10 protein-coding genes and 2 tRNA genes are annotated in these 16,080 nt (G+C 57.7%); 6 read left to right on the top strand and 6 right to left on the bottom strand.

What is annotated here, in order from left to right; translation table 11 throughout:
* Position 1: 1 nt before the first annotated feature.
* Positions 2-910 (bottom strand): DMT family transporter, encoded by a 909-nt coding sequence (locus tag AC1ME2_RS05920; protein WP_480439866.1) that lies wholly within the window; start codon positions 908-910, stop codon positions 2-4.
* 141 nt (positions 911-1,051) lie between these two features.
* Between AC1ME2_RS05920 and aceK the strand changes: the two genes are divergently transcribed.
* Complete coding sequence (gene aceK, locus AC1ME2_RS05915) at positions 1,052-2,785, top strand: bifunctional isocitrate dehydrogenase kinase/phosphatase (RefSeq protein WP_480439865.1); 1,734 nt, start codon at positions 1,052-1,054, stop codon at positions 2,783-2,785.
* Between the two features lie 261 nt (positions 2,786-3,046).
* Here aceK and AC1ME2_RS05910 read toward each other — a convergent pair whose 3' ends face one another.
* Positions 3,047-6,520: a hybrid sensor histidine kinase/response regulator gene (locus AC1ME2_RS05910; protein ID WP_480439864.1), complete on the bottom strand. Its 3,474-nt coding sequence runs from the start codon at positions 6,518-6,520 to the stop codon at positions 3,047-3,049.
* A gap of 270 nt (positions 6,521-6,790) precedes the next feature.
* Here AC1ME2_RS05910 and AC1ME2_RS05905 point away from each other — a divergent pair, with 270 nt between their 5' ends.
* Positions 6,791-7,987: a TDT family transporter gene (locus AC1ME2_RS05905; protein ID WP_480439863.1), complete on the top strand. Its 1,197-nt coding sequence runs from the start codon at positions 6,791-6,793 to the stop codon at positions 7,985-7,987.
* 124 nt (positions 7,988-8,111) lie between these two features.
* The gene (locus AC1ME2_RS05900; protein WP_480439862.1) at positions 8,112-9,977 is read left to right on the top strand and encodes an MFS transporter; all 1,866 of its coding nucleotides are present in this window, start codon (positions 8,112-8,114) and stop codon (positions 9,975-9,977) included.
* A gap of 399 nt (positions 9,978-10,376) precedes the next feature.
* On the opposite strand, the gene sugE is transcribed toward AC1ME2_RS05900, so the two are convergent.
* From sugE to rdgC, 3 genes are all read right to left on the bottom strand, one after another.
* Positions 10,377-10,691, bottom strand: coding sequence for a quaternary ammonium compound efflux SMR transporter SugE (gene sugE / locus AC1ME2_RS05895; RefSeq protein ID WP_480439861.1), 315 nt, complete (start codon positions 10,689-10,691; stop codon positions 10,377-10,379).
* A gap of 127 nt (positions 10,692-10,818) precedes the next feature.
* Positions 10,819-11,784, bottom strand: coding sequence for a bile acid:sodium symporter family protein (locus AC1ME2_RS05890; RefSeq protein ID WP_480439860.1), 966 nt, complete (start codon positions 11,782-11,784; stop codon positions 10,819-10,821).
* A 66-nt stretch (positions 11,785-11,850) separates the two neighbouring features.
* Positions 11,851-12,771, bottom strand: a complete 921-nt coding sequence (gene rdgC / locus AC1ME2_RS05885) for a recombination-associated protein RdgC (protein ID WP_480439859.1) — start codon at positions 12,769-12,771, stop codon at positions 11,851-11,853.
* A 161-nt stretch (positions 12,772-12,932) separates the two neighbouring features.
* Between rdgC and AC1ME2_RS05880 the strand changes: the two genes are divergently transcribed.
* Together AC1ME2_RS05880 and AC1ME2_RS05875 are read left to right on the top strand one after the other, a co-directional pair.
* Positions 12,933-13,008 (top strand) — tRNA-Val (locus AC1ME2_RS05880).
* Positions 13,009-13,027: 19 nt separating this feature from the next.
* Positions 13,028-13,104 (top strand) — tRNA-Asp (locus AC1ME2_RS05875).
* A 231-nt stretch (positions 13,105-13,335) separates the two neighbouring features.
* Here AC1ME2_RS05875 and AC1ME2_RS05870 read toward each other — a convergent pair.
* Positions 13,336-14,925: an ArnT family glycosyltransferase gene (locus AC1ME2_RS05870; protein ID WP_480439858.1), complete on the bottom strand. Its 1,590-nt coding sequence runs from the start codon at positions 14,923-14,925 to the stop codon at positions 13,336-13,338.
* Between the two features lie 549 nt (positions 14,926-15,474).
* On the opposite strand from AC1ME2_RS05870, the gene AC1ME2_RS05865 reads away from it, so the two are divergent.
* On the top strand, positions 15,475-16,074 hold the full coding sequence (locus tag AC1ME2_RS05865) for a phosphatase PAP2 family protein (RefSeq protein WP_480439857.1): 600 nt from the start codon (positions 15,475-15,477) through the stop codon (positions 16,072-16,074).
* The last annotated feature ends 6 nt before the right edge of the window (positions 16,075-16,080 follow it).

Here is a 16,080-nt window from a genome sequence, read left to right as displayed (position 1 = left end):
GTCAATGCTGGCTCGCTGAAGCCTTCGCCACGGCGGCTGGCTTCAGCACCAGCCACAACGCCACCGCAATCAACACGCCGCCATACAGATGCGCCCACGACAGCGGTTCATCGAGAAACAGTGCGCCCCACAGCACGCCGAAGGGCGGGATCATGAAGGTCACGGTCATCGAGCTGAGCGGGCCAATGTCGCTAAGCAGCCTGAAGAACAGGATGTAGGCGAACGCGGTGCACACCAACCCCAATCCGAGCAACGACAGCCACACGCTGACGCCACCCCAACTGGCGGGTGGGTGGCTGATGACGCTGTAGCCGAATAGTGGAAGCAATAACAGCGTGGCGCCGAGCATGCTGCCGACGGTGGCGAGCCGTGGGTCGAGGCCACCTTGCTGGTCGAGCCAGCGGTGGGCAAGGAAGCCAGCAAAGCCGTAGCTCGTCGTCGCCAGCAAACAGGCCAGAGCGCCGGTCAGCAGCTCCAGATCGAAAGCTACAGGCCCCGCACGTGTCAGGATGCCGACGCCGAACAAGCCTAGAAAGACCCCGGCGATTTTCACCGAGGACAGTTTTTGGCTGAAGAACAGCCCACCGATCAACACGCCCATCAGCGGCGTCGTTGCGTTGAAGATCGATGAATAACCGGCGGGTAATACTTGAGCGGCCAATGAATACAAGGTCGCGGGTAGCCCGGAGTTGATCATCCCCAGCATCAGGCAGATTTTGAATTTTCCGCGAAAATCCCAATCAATCCGCATCAGCCACAGGATCACCAGCAAACCGCCAGCGGCAATGGATACGCGAAAAAAAGCTGTTGGTACGGTGCCGAGCACCGGCGCGATGATCCGCATAAACAGAAAACTGGCGCCCCAGATGGCGGCGAGGGCTAATAAACGCAGGGCGTCGACGGGTCTCAAATCCAGCTCCATGCCGGTGGTCGGGGCGAGAGTGTCGCTGGGGTGACGGGCTGAGCGCAACCTGAGAGAGGAAAAATACGCTTCTCCTTACCCTGTCCACTGGCTAAGCTCGGGCTTCCGAATTCCCGCAGAGCTCTCTTTATGCCGCAGCAATGGCCGGCCGCCGATATCGCCAAAATGATCCTCGATGGTTTCGATGATTATCGAGAGCATTTCCGGCAGATTGCCGATGGCGCTCAAGCGCGTTTCGAACAGGCGTTATGGCAGGAAGCTCAACGAGCATCGGCGGCGCGGATCAACCTCTACGAAGAGAAAGTCAGCGAAGTGACCGAGCGCTTGCACCTCGCGTTCGACGCCGAGAGCCTACTGGATGTGAGCTGCTGGCCACTGATCAAAAGCGCGTACATCAACCTGATTGACGTGCGTTTTGATGACGAGCTGGCGGAAACCTGGTTCAACTCGATTTTCTGTGGCCTGTTCAGTCATGACCTGATCAGCGATGGCTGCATGTTCATCCACACCACGCGTCCATCCCTGCGCCGCCACGGCAAGGCGGCTCAAACCCGCATTTATCGGCCCGAGGGCGAGCTGTCGAGCATGCTTGCGCAGGTTTTTGCCGAGTATAAATTCGATGTGCCGTTTGCCGATTTGCCGGGTGATCTGCAACGGCTGGAAGGCCAATTGCGGGAAAACCTGCCTGACTGGGTGTGCAAGGATCCGGCGCTCAGCGTGGAGCTGTTTTCGTCGATTCTGTACCGCAACAAAGGGGCGTATCTGGTCGGGCGCATTTTCACCCAAGATGAGCAATGGCCACTGGTAATCCCGTTTCTGCACCGTGAGGGCAGCGGCATACAGATTGATGCGCTGATTACCGATGAAGCGGATGTGTCGATCATCTTCTCCTTCACGCGCTCGTATTTCATGGTCGACGTGCCGGTACCTGCGGAGTTTATTGGCTTTCTCAAGCGTATTCTGCCGGGCAAGCACATCGCCGAGCTGTACACCTCGATTGGCTTTTACAAACACGGCAAGTCCGAGTTCTACCGCGCGCTGATCAACCATCTGGCCAGCACTGACGACCGCTTTATCATGGCGCCCGGTGTGCGCGGCATGGTCATGAGCGTGTTCACCCTGCCGGGGTTCAATACGGTATTCAAGATCATCAAGGACCGCTTCGCACCGTCGAAAAACGTCGACCGTGCCACGGTGATCGAAAAATATCGCCTGGTAAAAAGCGTCGACCGGGTAGGGCGCATGGCCGATACCCAGGAGTTCGCCGATTTTCGCTTTCCGCTGAGCAAATTCGATCCTGAGTGTCTCGCCGAACTGCTGCTCGTGGCGGCGTCGACGGTCGAAGTTGAAGGCGAAACAGTCCTGATCCGTCACTGCTGGACCGAGCGGCGTATGACGCCGCTGAACCTCTATCTGGAAAATGCCAACGAAGCCCAGGTGCGCGAAGCGCTGGAGGATTATGGGTTGGCGATCAAGCAGTTGGCTGCGTCGAATATTTTCCCCGGCGACATGCTGCTGAAGAACTTTGGTGTGACCCGTCACGGCCGGGTGGTGTTCTACGATTACGACGAAATTTGCTACCTGACCGAAGCCAATTTTCGCCGCATTCCGGCGCCGCGCACGCCTGAAGACGAAATGTCCTCGGAGCCTTGGTACTCCATTGCTCCGCTGGATATTTTCCCGGAGGAGTTTCCACCGTTCCTGTTCGCCGACATGGGCCAGCGCCGACTGTTCAATGAACTCCACGGTGAGTTGTACGATGCCGATTACTGGAAAAGCCTGCAGGACGCGATTCGAGCAGGCAAGGTCATCGACGTCTTCCCCTACCGGCGCAAAGGACGCATAAATGAGAAGCTGAGCTGATCTGGCGGTATGAGGGCGGTGTGTCAGGCACACCGCATCTAGCTATTCGCAGGCAAGCCTGCTTCTATCAAACAACCTATAACTAATTGAAAAATAAATAAAATTTTAAGACAAACGCTGATCCCTGTAGGAGCTGCCGAAGGCTGCGATCGACCGGGAACCGGTCGCTTTCTTGAGATCGCTGAAGGTCGTGCCGGTCGCCCGCGACCCCGGCCTATCGCAGCCTTCGGCAGCTCCTACATCTATGGTTACCCCCTGTCATCAGCTCAAGCTCACATGTCGACTCAACAGTGCCCGCAGCGCGGCAGGTTTGACCGGTTTGGACAGGTAGTCGAGGCCGGCGGCGTGGATCTGTGCGATGAGTTCGGGTCGACCGTCAGCGCTGATCACCACGCCAGGCACCGGCTCACCCAGACGCGTGCGCAACCAGGCCATCAGTGCTGTGCCGGTTTCGCCTTCATCCAGGTGATAGTCCACCAGCGTTACCTGCGGGCGAATACCGTTGCTCAAGATCGCTGCGCATTCATTGCGATTGCGAGCCGTCCACACCTGGCATCCCCAACGCGTGAGCAGGCTGTTCATGCCAATCAGAATGCTGTCTTCGTTGTCGACGCACAGTACCTGAGTGCCGCTCATGGGTTGGCACTTGGGTTCGGCAGGTATGGCAGGCAATGGCATTTGATTGTTGGCCAGGGGTACGGAGATGCTGAACACGCTGCCTTTGCCCGGCCAGGAGCGTACTTGCAGCTCGTGACCCAGCACCCGGCAAAGCCCGTCTGCGATGGCCAAGCCCAGCCCCAGGCCTTTTTCGGCGCGTGTCTGATGGCTGTCCAGGCGTTTGAACTCCTCGAAAATCACTTGGCGCTTGTCTTCCGGAATACCCGGACCGCGGTCCCAGACCTCAAGGAGTAACTGCGAGCCTCGACGCCGTACACCCAGGAGTACCGGGCCCTTGCCGTAGCGGAAAGCGTTGGTGAGGAAATTCTGGAGAATGCGTCGCAACAGTTTTACGTCGCTGTCGATCCGCATTTTGCTGCCGCGTACCCGGAAGCTCAGGCCTTGCTCCTGGGCCAGGGCCTTGAACTCTGCGCCGAGGGTGTCGAACAGTGAACTGAGGGCGAATGGCTGGGGATTGGGCGTGATCTTGCCGTTTTCCAGGCGAGAGATGTCCAGCAGGTCGCTGATCAGGTCTTCGGCGGAACGCAGCGAGCTGTCCAGATGGTGCACCAGTTGTTGGGCCTCGCTGGAGATCTCGTCTTCCTGATGGGACAACGCTGCGGAGAACAACCGCGCCGCATTCAGCGGCTGCATCAAGTCATGGCTGACCGCCGCAAGAAAACGGGTTTTCGACTGGTTGGCGGTTTCCGCAGTGCCCTTGGCCTCGGTCAGGGCCACGTTCAGTTGTGACAGTTCATGGGTGCGCTCGGCGACGCGATGTTCAAGGCTTTCATTGGCGCCTTTGAGCGCCCGCTCGGCTTCGCGGAACGCGGTGATGTCGGTGAAACTCATGACGAAACCGCCACCGGGCATCGGGTTGCCGATCAGCTCTATCACCCGTCCGTTGGGGAACAACCGCTCAGAGGTGTGCGCTCGTCCCTGGCGCATCCAGTGCAGCCGACGCGCCACATGCACTTCTGCTTCGCCGGGGCCGCACAGGCCGCGCTCGGCGTTGTAGCGGATGATGTCGGCGATCGGCCGGCCAACGCGGATCAGGCCGTCCGGGTAATTGAACAGCTCCAGATAACGATGATTCCAGGCTACCAGTTTCAGCGATTGATCGACCACGCTGATGCCCTGGGTAATGTTCTCAATCGCCCCTTGCAGCAACGCCCGGTTGAATTGCAGCACTTCGGAGGCTTCGTCAGCGATGCGCACCACGTCTTCGAGTTGCATCTCCCGGCCTTCGATGGCGGCCTTGACCACTGCGCGGGTCGACGATGCGCCGAGCACACCGGCCAGCAGCCGTTCGGTATGGGCGATCCACTCGCCGTCGGCGTTCTGGTTCGGGTTGAAGCCCTTGCCCTGACGATAGGCGAAGCGAATAAAGCTTTGTCGGGCACGCTCCTCGCCGACGAAGCGCGCAGACAGGCTCAACAAGTCTTCGATATGCACGGCCAGTAACGAACGGTTACTGGGCCGTACGCTGATTTCCTGGCCAATGAAACGCCCGGCCTGCCAGTGTTCGGAAACCCGCGTGCGTGACAGCACCGACACCCAGGCAAACAGGGTGAAGTTACCGGCAAGAGACAGCACCACACCTTGGGTCAGTGGAGTGATCGGCAGATGCAGGGGGTTACTGTGCAGCCAGGCCAGCCCTGGAAAGCTGCTGAGCGCCCAGCCCAGGCTATTGGCGGTAATCGGCAGCACCAAGGTGTAAAACCAAATAAAGGTGCCCCCTGCCAGGCCTGCAAATACGCCTCGGCGGTTGGCTTGTTTCCAGTACAGCGCACCGAGCATGGCCGGGGCCAGTTGAGTGATGGCGGCGAAGGCGATCTGGCCGATGGTTGCCAGGCTGGCTGTTGAACCGAGCAGTCGGTAGCAGACGTAAGCCAGCAACAGGATCACCACGATGCTGATCCGACGTACCGACAGCATCCAGTGACGGAACACCTCGAAGGGACGCTCAGCCGTTTGGCGGCGCAGCAGCCATGGCAGCAACATGTCGTTGGAAACCATGGTCGACAGTGCGACGCTGGCGACGATCACCATGCCGGTGGCCGCTGAGGCCCCGCCGATAAAGGCCAGCAGCGCCAGCGCCGGGTGTGCTTGCGCCAATGGGAGGCTGATCACGAACGAATCGGGCAGCACCGAACTGGGCAGCAACATTTGTCCGGCCAGGGCGATGGGCACCACGAACAGCGCCGCCAGGGCCAGGTAGGCCGGGAACACCCACTTGGCCAGCCGTAGATCCTGCGGCTCGATATTCTCCACCACGGTGACGTGAAACTGCCGTGGCAGGCAAACCATCGCCATCATCGCCACGCCGGTTTGCACCACCATGGACGGCCAGTTGACGGTTTCCTTCCAGTATTCCTCCAGACGAGGGGCGATCATCGCCTGACTAAACAGGTCATCGAAACCGTCGTATAGGCCGAAGGTCACGAACGCGCCCACGGCGAGAAACGCGAACAGCTTGACCAGCGCTTCGAAAGCAATCGCCATCACCATGCCGCGGTGGTGTTCGGTGGCATCGAGGTTGCGGGTGCCGAACAAGATGGTGAACAGCGCCAGGATTAGCGAAACGATGAGTGCCGTGTCCTGGGCGCGGGTGCCGGTGGATTCGGCGACAGCGCCGATCAGCAGGTTCACCCCCAAAACAATGCCTTTGAGTTGCAAGGCAATGTACGGCAAAACGCCAACCAGGCAGATCAATGCAATGACAACGGCCAGCGATTGCGACTTGCCATAGCGCGCAGCGATGAAGTCGGCGATGGAGGTGATGTTCTCCTGCTTGCTGATCATCACCATCTTCTGCAGCACCCAGGGCGCCAGCATCAGCAGCAACACTGGCCCCAGATAGATCGGCAGGAACGACCAGAGTTGTTCGGCCGCCTGGCCCACGGCGCCGAAGAATGTCCAGCTGGTGCAATACACTGCCAGCGACAGACTGTAGACCCAAGCCCGCAAACGTGGGGACAGAGGCGCACTGCGCCGATCACCATAGAAGGCAATGGCGAACATAACGGCCATATAGGTCAGGGCGACTGCAGCAATCAGCCCGCTGGACAGCGACATGTAAAACTCCAGATAGCGCCACAAGAGTGCTCAGCAGCGCCAGTAAAAAGATGATCGCCCGGAAACCATCCAGCTCCGGCCACACAGTCTCGCATGATGCCCAGGGTTCGTCAGTGTCTACCAAGGTCTTGGCGCGGCCTGGTGCCGCAGGATGAGGTCAATGGTCTCGCATATAGATAAAACTGATGACCTATAGAGAGATTACCCGTTATATAGATATATCGTCTGGTTATAGAATTATTCCACCTCACTGGAGGACTGGAGAAAATCATGCCTTGCCCCACTATGCCTGCGCCACACCCTGCTGCCCCCCAAGGTAACCTGCCGCTGAGTAAGTTGAGTCACCCGCGAGAAGTGATTCGCCAGTTCACGCCTAATTGGTTCGCCGCCACGATGGGTACTGGCATTCTGGCCCTGACACTGGGGCAATTGCCGGTGCAGATTCCGGGCTTGCAGCTGTTTGCCCACGGGCTATGGTTGTTCAATATTGGCTTGTTTGTACTCTTCAGCGTGCTGTACGCAGCACGCTGGGTGCTGTTTTTCGATGAGGCACGGCGGGTGTTCGGGCACTCTACGGTCTCGATGTTTTTCGGCACCATCCCCATGGGATTGGCGACCATCATCAACGGCTTTTTGCTATTCGGTCTGCCGCGATGGGGCGCGGGTGTCGTGCCCATTGCCGAGGCCCTGTGGTGGCTGGACGTGGCCATGGCCCTGGCCTGCGGGGTGGCCATTCCGTTCATGATGTTCACGCGTCAGGAACACAGTATCGACCAGATGACAGCCGTGTGGTTATTACCGGTGGTCGCTGCTGAGGTGGCTGCGGCCAGTGGTGGTTTGCTCGCCCCTCATCTGGCAGATGCCTCCGCGCAATTCGGTGTGCTGATCACCAGCTATGTGTTGTGGGCGTTCTCGGTGCCGGTAGCGTTCAGCATCCTGTCCATTTTGTTGTTGCGCATGGCCTTGCATAAATTGCCCCACGAAAACATGGCCGCTTCGAGTTGGCTGGCGCTGGGTCCGATCGGCACCGGAGCGTTGGGTATGTTGCTGATGGGGGCCGACGGCCCGGCGATTTTTGCGGCCAATGGTTTGCCTGGGCTCGGTGAGATCGCTGACGGCATAGGTCTGGTGGCAGGTATTACGCTTTGGGGCTTCGGCTTATGGTGGATGCTGATCGCCGTGCTGATTACTGTGCGTTACCTGCGCACCGGCATCCCGTTCAATCTCGGTTGGTGGGGGTTCACCTTTCCGCTGGGTGTCTACGCATTGGCGACCTTGAAGCTTGCGGCAAGGCTGCACCTGACGTTTTTCTCGCTGGCCGGTTGTGCGCTGGTGCTCTGTCTGGCGATATTGTGGCTGATCGTCATGAGCCGGACCGTACGCGGCGCCTATAGAGGAGAACTGTTCGTTTCACCCTGTATTGCGGGGTTAGGTGCCGGTTTAGGCAAGTGGTTTTTAAAGACGTGAGAGGTGATCAAACCAGACGCGTCCTATCGACATCTGCTCACGCAACGTTTCCAATGTGGCTCGGATTGGAGATCGACACTCCAACTAATAAAGCCGGCCCCGGCGCCATTCGAGTACATGGACGATGAGTCAATCGCAATTCAGCTTGCTGGGAAAACGGCGGTTTCTGCCGTTTTTCATCACCCAGTCCCTCGGGGCCTTCAACGATAATATCCTCAAGCAATCGCTGATCCTTGCCATCCTCTACAAGCTGAGCATCGACGGTGATCGCTCTATTTGGGTCAACCTGTGTGCGCTGCTGTTTATTCTGCCGTTCTTTTTATTCTCGGCATTGGCAGGTCAGTTCGGCGAGAAATACGCCAAGGATGCGTTGATCCGCCTGATCAAACTGGGCGAAATCGCGATCATGCTGGTGGGCGCAGCGGGTTTCATGTTCAACCACCTGTGGATGATGCTCCTGGCATTGTTCGCCATGGGAACTCACTCCGCATTGTTCGGGCCGGTGAAGTATTCGATCCTGCCGCAGCACTTGCATGAAGATGAATTGGTCGGCGGCAACGGGTTGGTGGAGATGGGCACCTTCCTGGCGATTTTGGCGGGCACCATCGGCGCCGGAATCATGATGTCCTCCGCGCACTATGCGCCCCTCGTTGCGACGGCGATCTTGCTGGTGGCGTGCCTGGGCTATATCGCCAGTCGCAGTATTCCGCGTGCGGCGGCTGCTTCGTCGGAAATGCGCCTGAACTGGAATATCTTCAGTCAATCCTGGGCCACCTTGCGTTTAGGTCTGGGTCAGACACCCGCCGTCTCGCGCTCGATTGTGGGCAACTCCTGGTTCTGGTTCGTCGGTGCGATTTACCTGACCCAGATTCCGGCCTACGCCAAAGAGTGGCTGTATGGCGACGAGACTGTCGTCACGTTGATTCTCACGGTGTTCTCCATAGGCATCGCGCTGGGTTCGATGCTGTGCGAGCGTCTGTCCGGGCGCAAGGTGGAGATCGGTCTGGTGCCGTTCGGCTCGATGGGGATGACGGTGTTCGGGCTGCTGCTATGGTGGCATTCGGGCGGGTTTCCACAAAACGTTCAGGCCAATGACTGGCTGGCGGTGCTGTCTTATGGTCAAGCCTGGTGGGTATTGGCGGATATTCTGGGTATCGGTGTTTTTGGCGGCTTCTATATTGTGCCGCTGTACGCGTTGATTCAGTCGCGCACCGCCGAGAACGAGCGTTCACGGGTCATCGCGTCCAACAATATTCTCAATGCGCTGTTCATGGTGGTGTCGGCCATCGTGTCGATCGTGCTTCTCAGCGTGGTCAAGCTGTCGATTCCACAGCTGTTTCTGGTGGTATCGCTGATGAACATCGCGGTGAACGTTTATATCTTCAGGATCGTGCCGGAGTTCACCATGCGGTTCATGATCTGGCTGCTCAGCCACTCCATGTACCGCGTCGAGCACCGTAATCTGGAGCTGATCCCGGACGAAGGCGCGGCGCTGCTGGTCTGCAACCATGTGTCCTTTGTCGATGCGTTGTTGATTGGTGGGGCTGTGCGGCGGCCGATTCGGTTCGTGATGTATTACAAGATCTACAACCTGCCGGTACTCAACTTCATCTTCCGCACCGCCGGCACCATCCCGATTGCCGGGCGCAACGAAGACATGGCTATCTACGATCAGGCTTTCAAAAAAATTGCTGAGTACCTGAAAAATGGCGAGCTGGTGTGCCTCTTCCCTGAAGGCAAGCTGACCGCTGACGGGGAGATCAATGAGTTTAAAGGTGGCCTGAGCCGGATTCTGCAAGAAACCCCGGTGCCAGTGATTCCACTGGCTTTGCAGGGCTTATGGGGTAGTTTTTTCAGCCGTGATCCGAACAAAGGGATTTTACGCCGTCTGTGGTCGCGCATCACCGTGGTGGCGGGTCCGGCGGTGGATGCGGCGTTGCCAGCAGAATTGCAGGCTCGGGTGGCGGAATTGAGAGGCGCGGTGCGGTAAAGACTTAAAGACTTTGAACTGCGCCCCGTCTTCGGCGCGGCGCTGTCGCGCAGCAAACTGGGTTGCGATTTGTGTGTCGTGATCGTTTAGTGGTGTGTCAGGTACGCCGCCTTCGCGAATGAATTCGCTCCTACAGATTTTGATCTGTCTTTGGGATTTGGAGTGAATTGTTACCTATGTGGGTGAGTCATACCGGCAAGCGTTTTGGGGTACCTTTTAGGCGCTTGTAAAAGGATCCTCGCTGTAAGAGCGAAACCATAAGTCCAGCAACCGCACATGCCGGATATTCACACGAAAAAAAGTGCCAAGTCATTGTTTTTAAAGAATTAAAAAACAATTTTATGGAAGCGCACTTGCCCGCGATCAGTTTGATGCGGCGTGTCCACACAGGGGGGGGCTTCAAGCGCTCAGCTTGAGCCCCACCAGCCCGCACAGAATCAACCCCACGCTGGCCAGGCGAAACAGCGCTGCGGATTCACCGAACAGAATGATCCCGGCGATTACGGTGCCAATCGCGCCGACACCGGTCCAGATCGCGTAGGCAGTGCCCAGCGGCAGTTCTTTCATGGCAAGGCCGAGCAAGCCCAGGCTGACCAGCATGGCCGCGATGGTGAGGGCTGTAGGCAGGGGGCGGGTGAAGCCTTCGGTGTATTTCAGGCCGACGGCCCAACCGACTTCGAACAGGCCGGCGAAAAACAGAATGATCCAGGACATGATGACCTCCTATAAAGGGGTCGTCCCCGAGTCGTTGTTCCTGATGGATCAGTCAGGTCGTCCTGGCTGTGCGCAGTATAGTGCACAAAAAACGATTCGGGGGCAAGTCAGGGTATTGATAGCGCGGCTAGTCGGTAACAGACCGAGTGGCGAGTTCGCGGTCCGCTTTTTCACTCATGCGCCGGAAATACGTCGCAAGCAACGCGCCGGAAATGTTGTGCCAGACGCTGAACAAAGCGCTGGGCACGGCGGCCAGCGGCGAGAAGTGGGCGCTGGCCAGCGCAGCCCCCAGCCCTGAGTTCTGCATGCCGACTTCCAGTGACAAGGATTTTCGTTGCGCCAGCGGCAGCTTGAACAGCCTGCCGGTGAAGTAGCCGAGTACAAAGCCGAAGCTGTTGTGCAACATCACTACCGCCATGATCAATAGGCCTGACTCGGCGATTTTCGCCTGGCTGGCGGCAACCACCGCCGCGACGATCAATACGATGCTGACCACTGAGACCAGTGGCAGGACGTCCACCGCCGCTTTTGCTCGATGGCCGAGCACGCGTTGTGCGACGACGCCGAGCACGATGGGCAGCAAGACCAGTTGCAGAATCGACCAGAACATATCCATGAAAGATACCGGCAACCAGGCCGAGGCCAGCAACCAGATCAGTGCCGGTGTCAGCAGCGGGGCGAGCAGGGTGGTCACTGCGGCGATAGCCACCGACAACGCAAGATCACCACGGGCCAGCCAGGTCATGACGTTGGAGGACGTGCCGCTCGGGCAGCAACCCACCAGAATTACGCCCACAGCGATTTCCGCGGGCAGATGAAACGCCTGGCACAGCAGCCAGGCGACGCCGGGCATGATCACGAAATGCGCGACCACCCCTAATGCCACGCGCCATGGATGGCGAGCGACTTCAGAAAAATCATCGAGCTTGAGGGTCAGGCCCATGCCGAACATGACCAGGCCCAGTAGCGGCACGATGGCGCTTTTCAAACCGATAAACCATTCGGGCAGCGCAAACGCCAATACCGCAAACAGCAGCACCCAATAGGCGAAGGTATTCCCGACAAAGCGACTCAACGCAGCCAGCGCACGCATGGCTTGTTCCTTTTTATTAGAGGGGAAATGCGCTACCGCAGCCGGTAGCGCATAGCAGCTGATGGCTTAGATGCCCTGTGGCAGTTCTTCGCCGCCCAGCGCTTCAAACAACTCAGGCAGGAACTCGCCGAAGGTCAGCATCATCAAGGTGAAGCTGGCGTCCAGCTGGCCGAGGGCTTCCTCGCCACCGTCCTGTTCGGCCTGATCTTGCAGCAGGTCTTCGAATTTCAGGCGTTTGACCACCATCTTGTCGTCCAGCACGAAGGACAGCTTGTCCTGCCAGGCCAATGACAGCTGAGTGACCACCTTGCCGGTGCTCAAGTGCAGCTGGATTTCATCGCTGGTCAAATCCTGGCGCTTGCAGCGCACGATGCCGCCATCTTCATGGGTGTCACGCAGCTCACACTCGTCGAGGACGAAGAAGTGGTCAGCGGCTTTCTGGGACTTGACCCACTCGGTCATGGTTGCGCTTGGCGCGACTTTTACCGTCAGGGGGCGCACTGGCAGCGAGCCAATCACTTCACGCAGGGTGGAGAGCAGGTCTTCGGCGCGTTTCGGGCTGGAGGCGTTAACCAGAATCAGACCCTGTTTCGGCGCAATGGCGGCAAAGGTCGCCGAACGACGAATAAAGGCGCGGGGCAGGAAGGCCTGGATGATTTCATCCTTGATCTGATCACGCTCCTTCTTATAGACCTTGCGCATTTGTTCGGCTTCGATCTCTTCGATCTTTTCCTTCACTGCATCACGCACCACGCTGCCAGGCAGAATACGTTCTTCCTTGCGTGCAGCAATCAGCAGGAAATCCTGGCTGACGTGAACCAGAGGAGCGTCCTCACCTTTTCCGAACGGTGCGACGAAACCGTAAGTGGTCAACTCCTGGCTGGCACAAGGGCGCGCCTGTTTGGTTGCCAGTGCGGTTTCCAGCGCCTCGGCATCAAAAGGCAGGTCTTGGGTCAGGCGATAGATAAGCAGGTTTTTGAACCACATGGGGTGAATCTCTCCTTTGTACAAAGTGGGGGCATTATTCGCTCCTCGGCCTCTGCGGCCAACCCTGTGCTAAGCCTTTGGCAGGATTATAAAAATTATTTAAAAAAGTGCTTGCCAGAGGTGGGGTCGCTATATAGAATGCGCGCCACACCGAGAGTGAAGGGTGATTAGCTCAGCTGGGAGAGCAGCTGCCTTACAAGCAGCGGGTCGGCGGTTCGATCCCGTCATCACCCACCAATCCTTCTCAGTGTTACGCGCAGCGGTAGTTCAGTCGGTTAGAATACCGGCCTGTCACGCCGGGGGTCGCGGGTTCGAGTCCCGTCCGCTGCGCCATATTTAGCTTCAAGGCCCTTGAACTCCTTGAAGCAACAAAAAAGCGACCTTAGGGTCGCTTTTTTGCTTTCTGAATATCAAAAACCAATCGCTGAAGCTTGGGGTTGGCTCCCGATTATCATCGGGAGCCAACAGCTAGGGTGCTTCCCTGCGCCAACGTCGAAAAAGTCTACCTCCACTCCAGGCCGGTAGACTTCCGAAATCTATCGGCGGGCTAATTGCGTTGATCGTTCACTCCTTTGGTGAGTCCGATTTTGCAGTCGTTTTCGATTGCAGCAGGGGTGCGTCTGGGGCGGATGTTCCCGGGACAAACGCAACGCTGCCGGATTCGCGGGCATGGAATAGCCGTGCGCCATTATTCGGCTTAGTGGTGATCACCTGATGGTCGGCGGCCAGGTAGCCAAGAGGAAGCTGATGAATATCGTGATACTGGGTGATGATGATCGTGCGCTGCGGGTCCCATGTCTGGCCGCTTTTCTTCTCTAGCCATGCCAGGAATGCGGCGCTGTTACCGTCGCGTGGAAAGTCCTCGCTGTCCTGTACATAGTAAAAAGGTGCACCTTTATTTTGCAGGTACATCGGCAGTTTATTGTCGACCTCGACCAGCACCATGCGCCACTGACTCCAGGGTGCGCTTTTGCTGGCTTGCGCCTTTATGTCAGCGGAGAACTGGATGACGCCGCCGCCACCATTGGTCCAAGGATAGATAATGCCCAGCACCAGCAGGAGTGTCACCGCCGCAGCTGCGATGCCCCGGGTCCAGCCTGGACCGCTGATTTTGCCGGCAGCGCGTCGTTCGGCCATGCGCCGGGTTATCCACCAGGCAGACAGTAGCTGTGCGAATGGCACCAGGGGTAATACGTAGTAGCTGCGCCGACTGCCACTGGCGGTGAAGAATACAAACAGCAGGCCCAGGCCCCATATCAGCCAGCGGGTGTTCGGTTCGATCTGCTTCCAGTTGCGCAGAGCCAACCACAGGCCGAGTATCCAGCATGGCGCCCAAGGCAGGGTATAGATCGGCAAGTAGAGCAGGTAGGTATAGATCGGGCCGATATTGTCGAAGGGGTGGAAAAACCTTACCACGTTCTCCCGGAAGACCAGACCCAGGCCGCTTTCGCCGTAGTTGGGAGCGCCATACTGGTGCGACAATATGAACGGCACCATATAGAGCAGGCCCGCGATCAACAGCGCCAGGCACAGGCGCCAGTTGAGATGGCGCTTCCAGCGCCCCTCGCTGAGCACGTGCGGCAATAGCATCAGCCCCGGCAGGATGAAGCCAATCAGACCTTTGAGCAGGGAGGTGAGCGCCAGTAGGACGAAGAACACTACGTAGCGACTCAGGCGAGTGTCATCTGGACCGCGCCAATACCACCAGACGGCCGCGAGCACGCCGCAGACGGTAAGAATGTCGGCCGTAGCCACCCGTGCCCAGAAAATGAAAAAGAAGGTCGTCGCCAGCAGCCAGCCGGCGATCAGGCCAGTGCCTTTGCGGAACAGTCGCTCGCCAATGAGATAGACCAGCAAGATACTTAGCCAGGCGCCAATCACCGACGTCAGGCGCAGTGACCAGTGGTTCAGGCCGCCCATCAGGCTTGCCGTGGCGGTGATCAGCCAATAAGTGGGCAGCGGTTTGTCGTAATAGGGTGCGCCCTTGAGGTAGGGGTCGAAATAGTTGTCTGTTTGTAGCATCTGTAAGGCGATATTGGCCCAGCGGGTTTCCGCGCCCCATAGCTCCCTTGTTCCCAGCCCCAGCAGCAGCATCAGTGCGGATACCGCGAGCAATAGCAGGAGTGCTCCCCTGTCACTTTTCCAGAATTTCATTCTTATAGTTTCCATACAGCGACCGAGTGCCTCCCGGAATGTCAGACTTTGTCGTACGGCACGACAAAGCGCGTTAAATGTATAGGGTGAGTTGTCAAATTGGTGTCGAAATGACGAAAAAAGCGTATTTCGGTCAGCTTTGATACGTACAGGTTGGCTCTTATCAGTGAACGACGTGTTGCCGCTCCTTGATTAAATGACGACTCGGATCATAGGCAGGGAAAGGTGCGCGCGCTCTTGGGTCGTCCGTATTTGATCTCGGCTCACCTCCTGGTGCGGTGTCGCTGAGAGTGAAGCCTGTGCTCGGGTCGACGTTTCCCTGTGCAGTGCATTCACTTTTTTTTCACGCGTGAAGATCTAAACTCGCTGGTTATATTCAGCTAAAATCTGTGTTCGAGAGCGCAATGTTGTTACAGGTACAGGTGTAAAACTGTACGGCTGATGTTAATGAAATAATGCTGTTTAAAGTTCCCCTTTCAGGCGGGCGTCTAGAAGTCGTCTGACCTTCGGGGGCATTATCTATAATGTGTTGATAGGGTGGCTCGCTACGTGGAAGCATTGAATCGTTCACTTTTTCTAATGATCAATGCCGGTGCAGACCCTGCCCCCGGGATGCTGTGGATAGCCATCGCTGTTGCGAAGTGGCTGATTTATGGCATTCCCTTGATGCTGGTGGTTTTTTGGCTATGGGGAGGCCCGCAGCGCCGAGCGGTGGTATTGGTTGCGACGCTGAGTTTGTTGGTTGCCCTGATTATCAATCAGTTGATTGCTATGGCCTGGATGCATCCCCGGCCATTTATGATTCCGTTGGGCCATAGTTTCCTGGCCCATAAAGCAGAAACCTCTTTCCCTAGCGACCATGCCGTGGTGTTTTTCTCGGTGGGGCTGGCGTTTGTCTGGAGCGCCTTGCGCAACGTCGGCGTGTTACTGGTGTTGCTGGGTGTCGCTGTGGGTGCTGCCCGTGTTTATCTGGGCGTGCATTTCCCATTCGACATCATTGGCGCGTTTCTGGTGGCCATCGCCAGCTATTGGGCTGTAACCACGGCGCTAAACGTAGGTCAAGTCAAGGTGCAGCTGCTGCAGAGTCTGGAAGGACTGTACCGGCGCCTGTTCGCGTTTGCGATCAGTAAAAGATGGGTTCGGTCTTGATCAAAC

The sequence above is a fragment of the Pseudomonas sp. ASL9 genome, assembly GCF_056680335.1.
The sequence above is the reverse complement of the archived record's forward strand: the minus strand, read 5'-3'. Positions and strand labels throughout refer to the sequence as shown.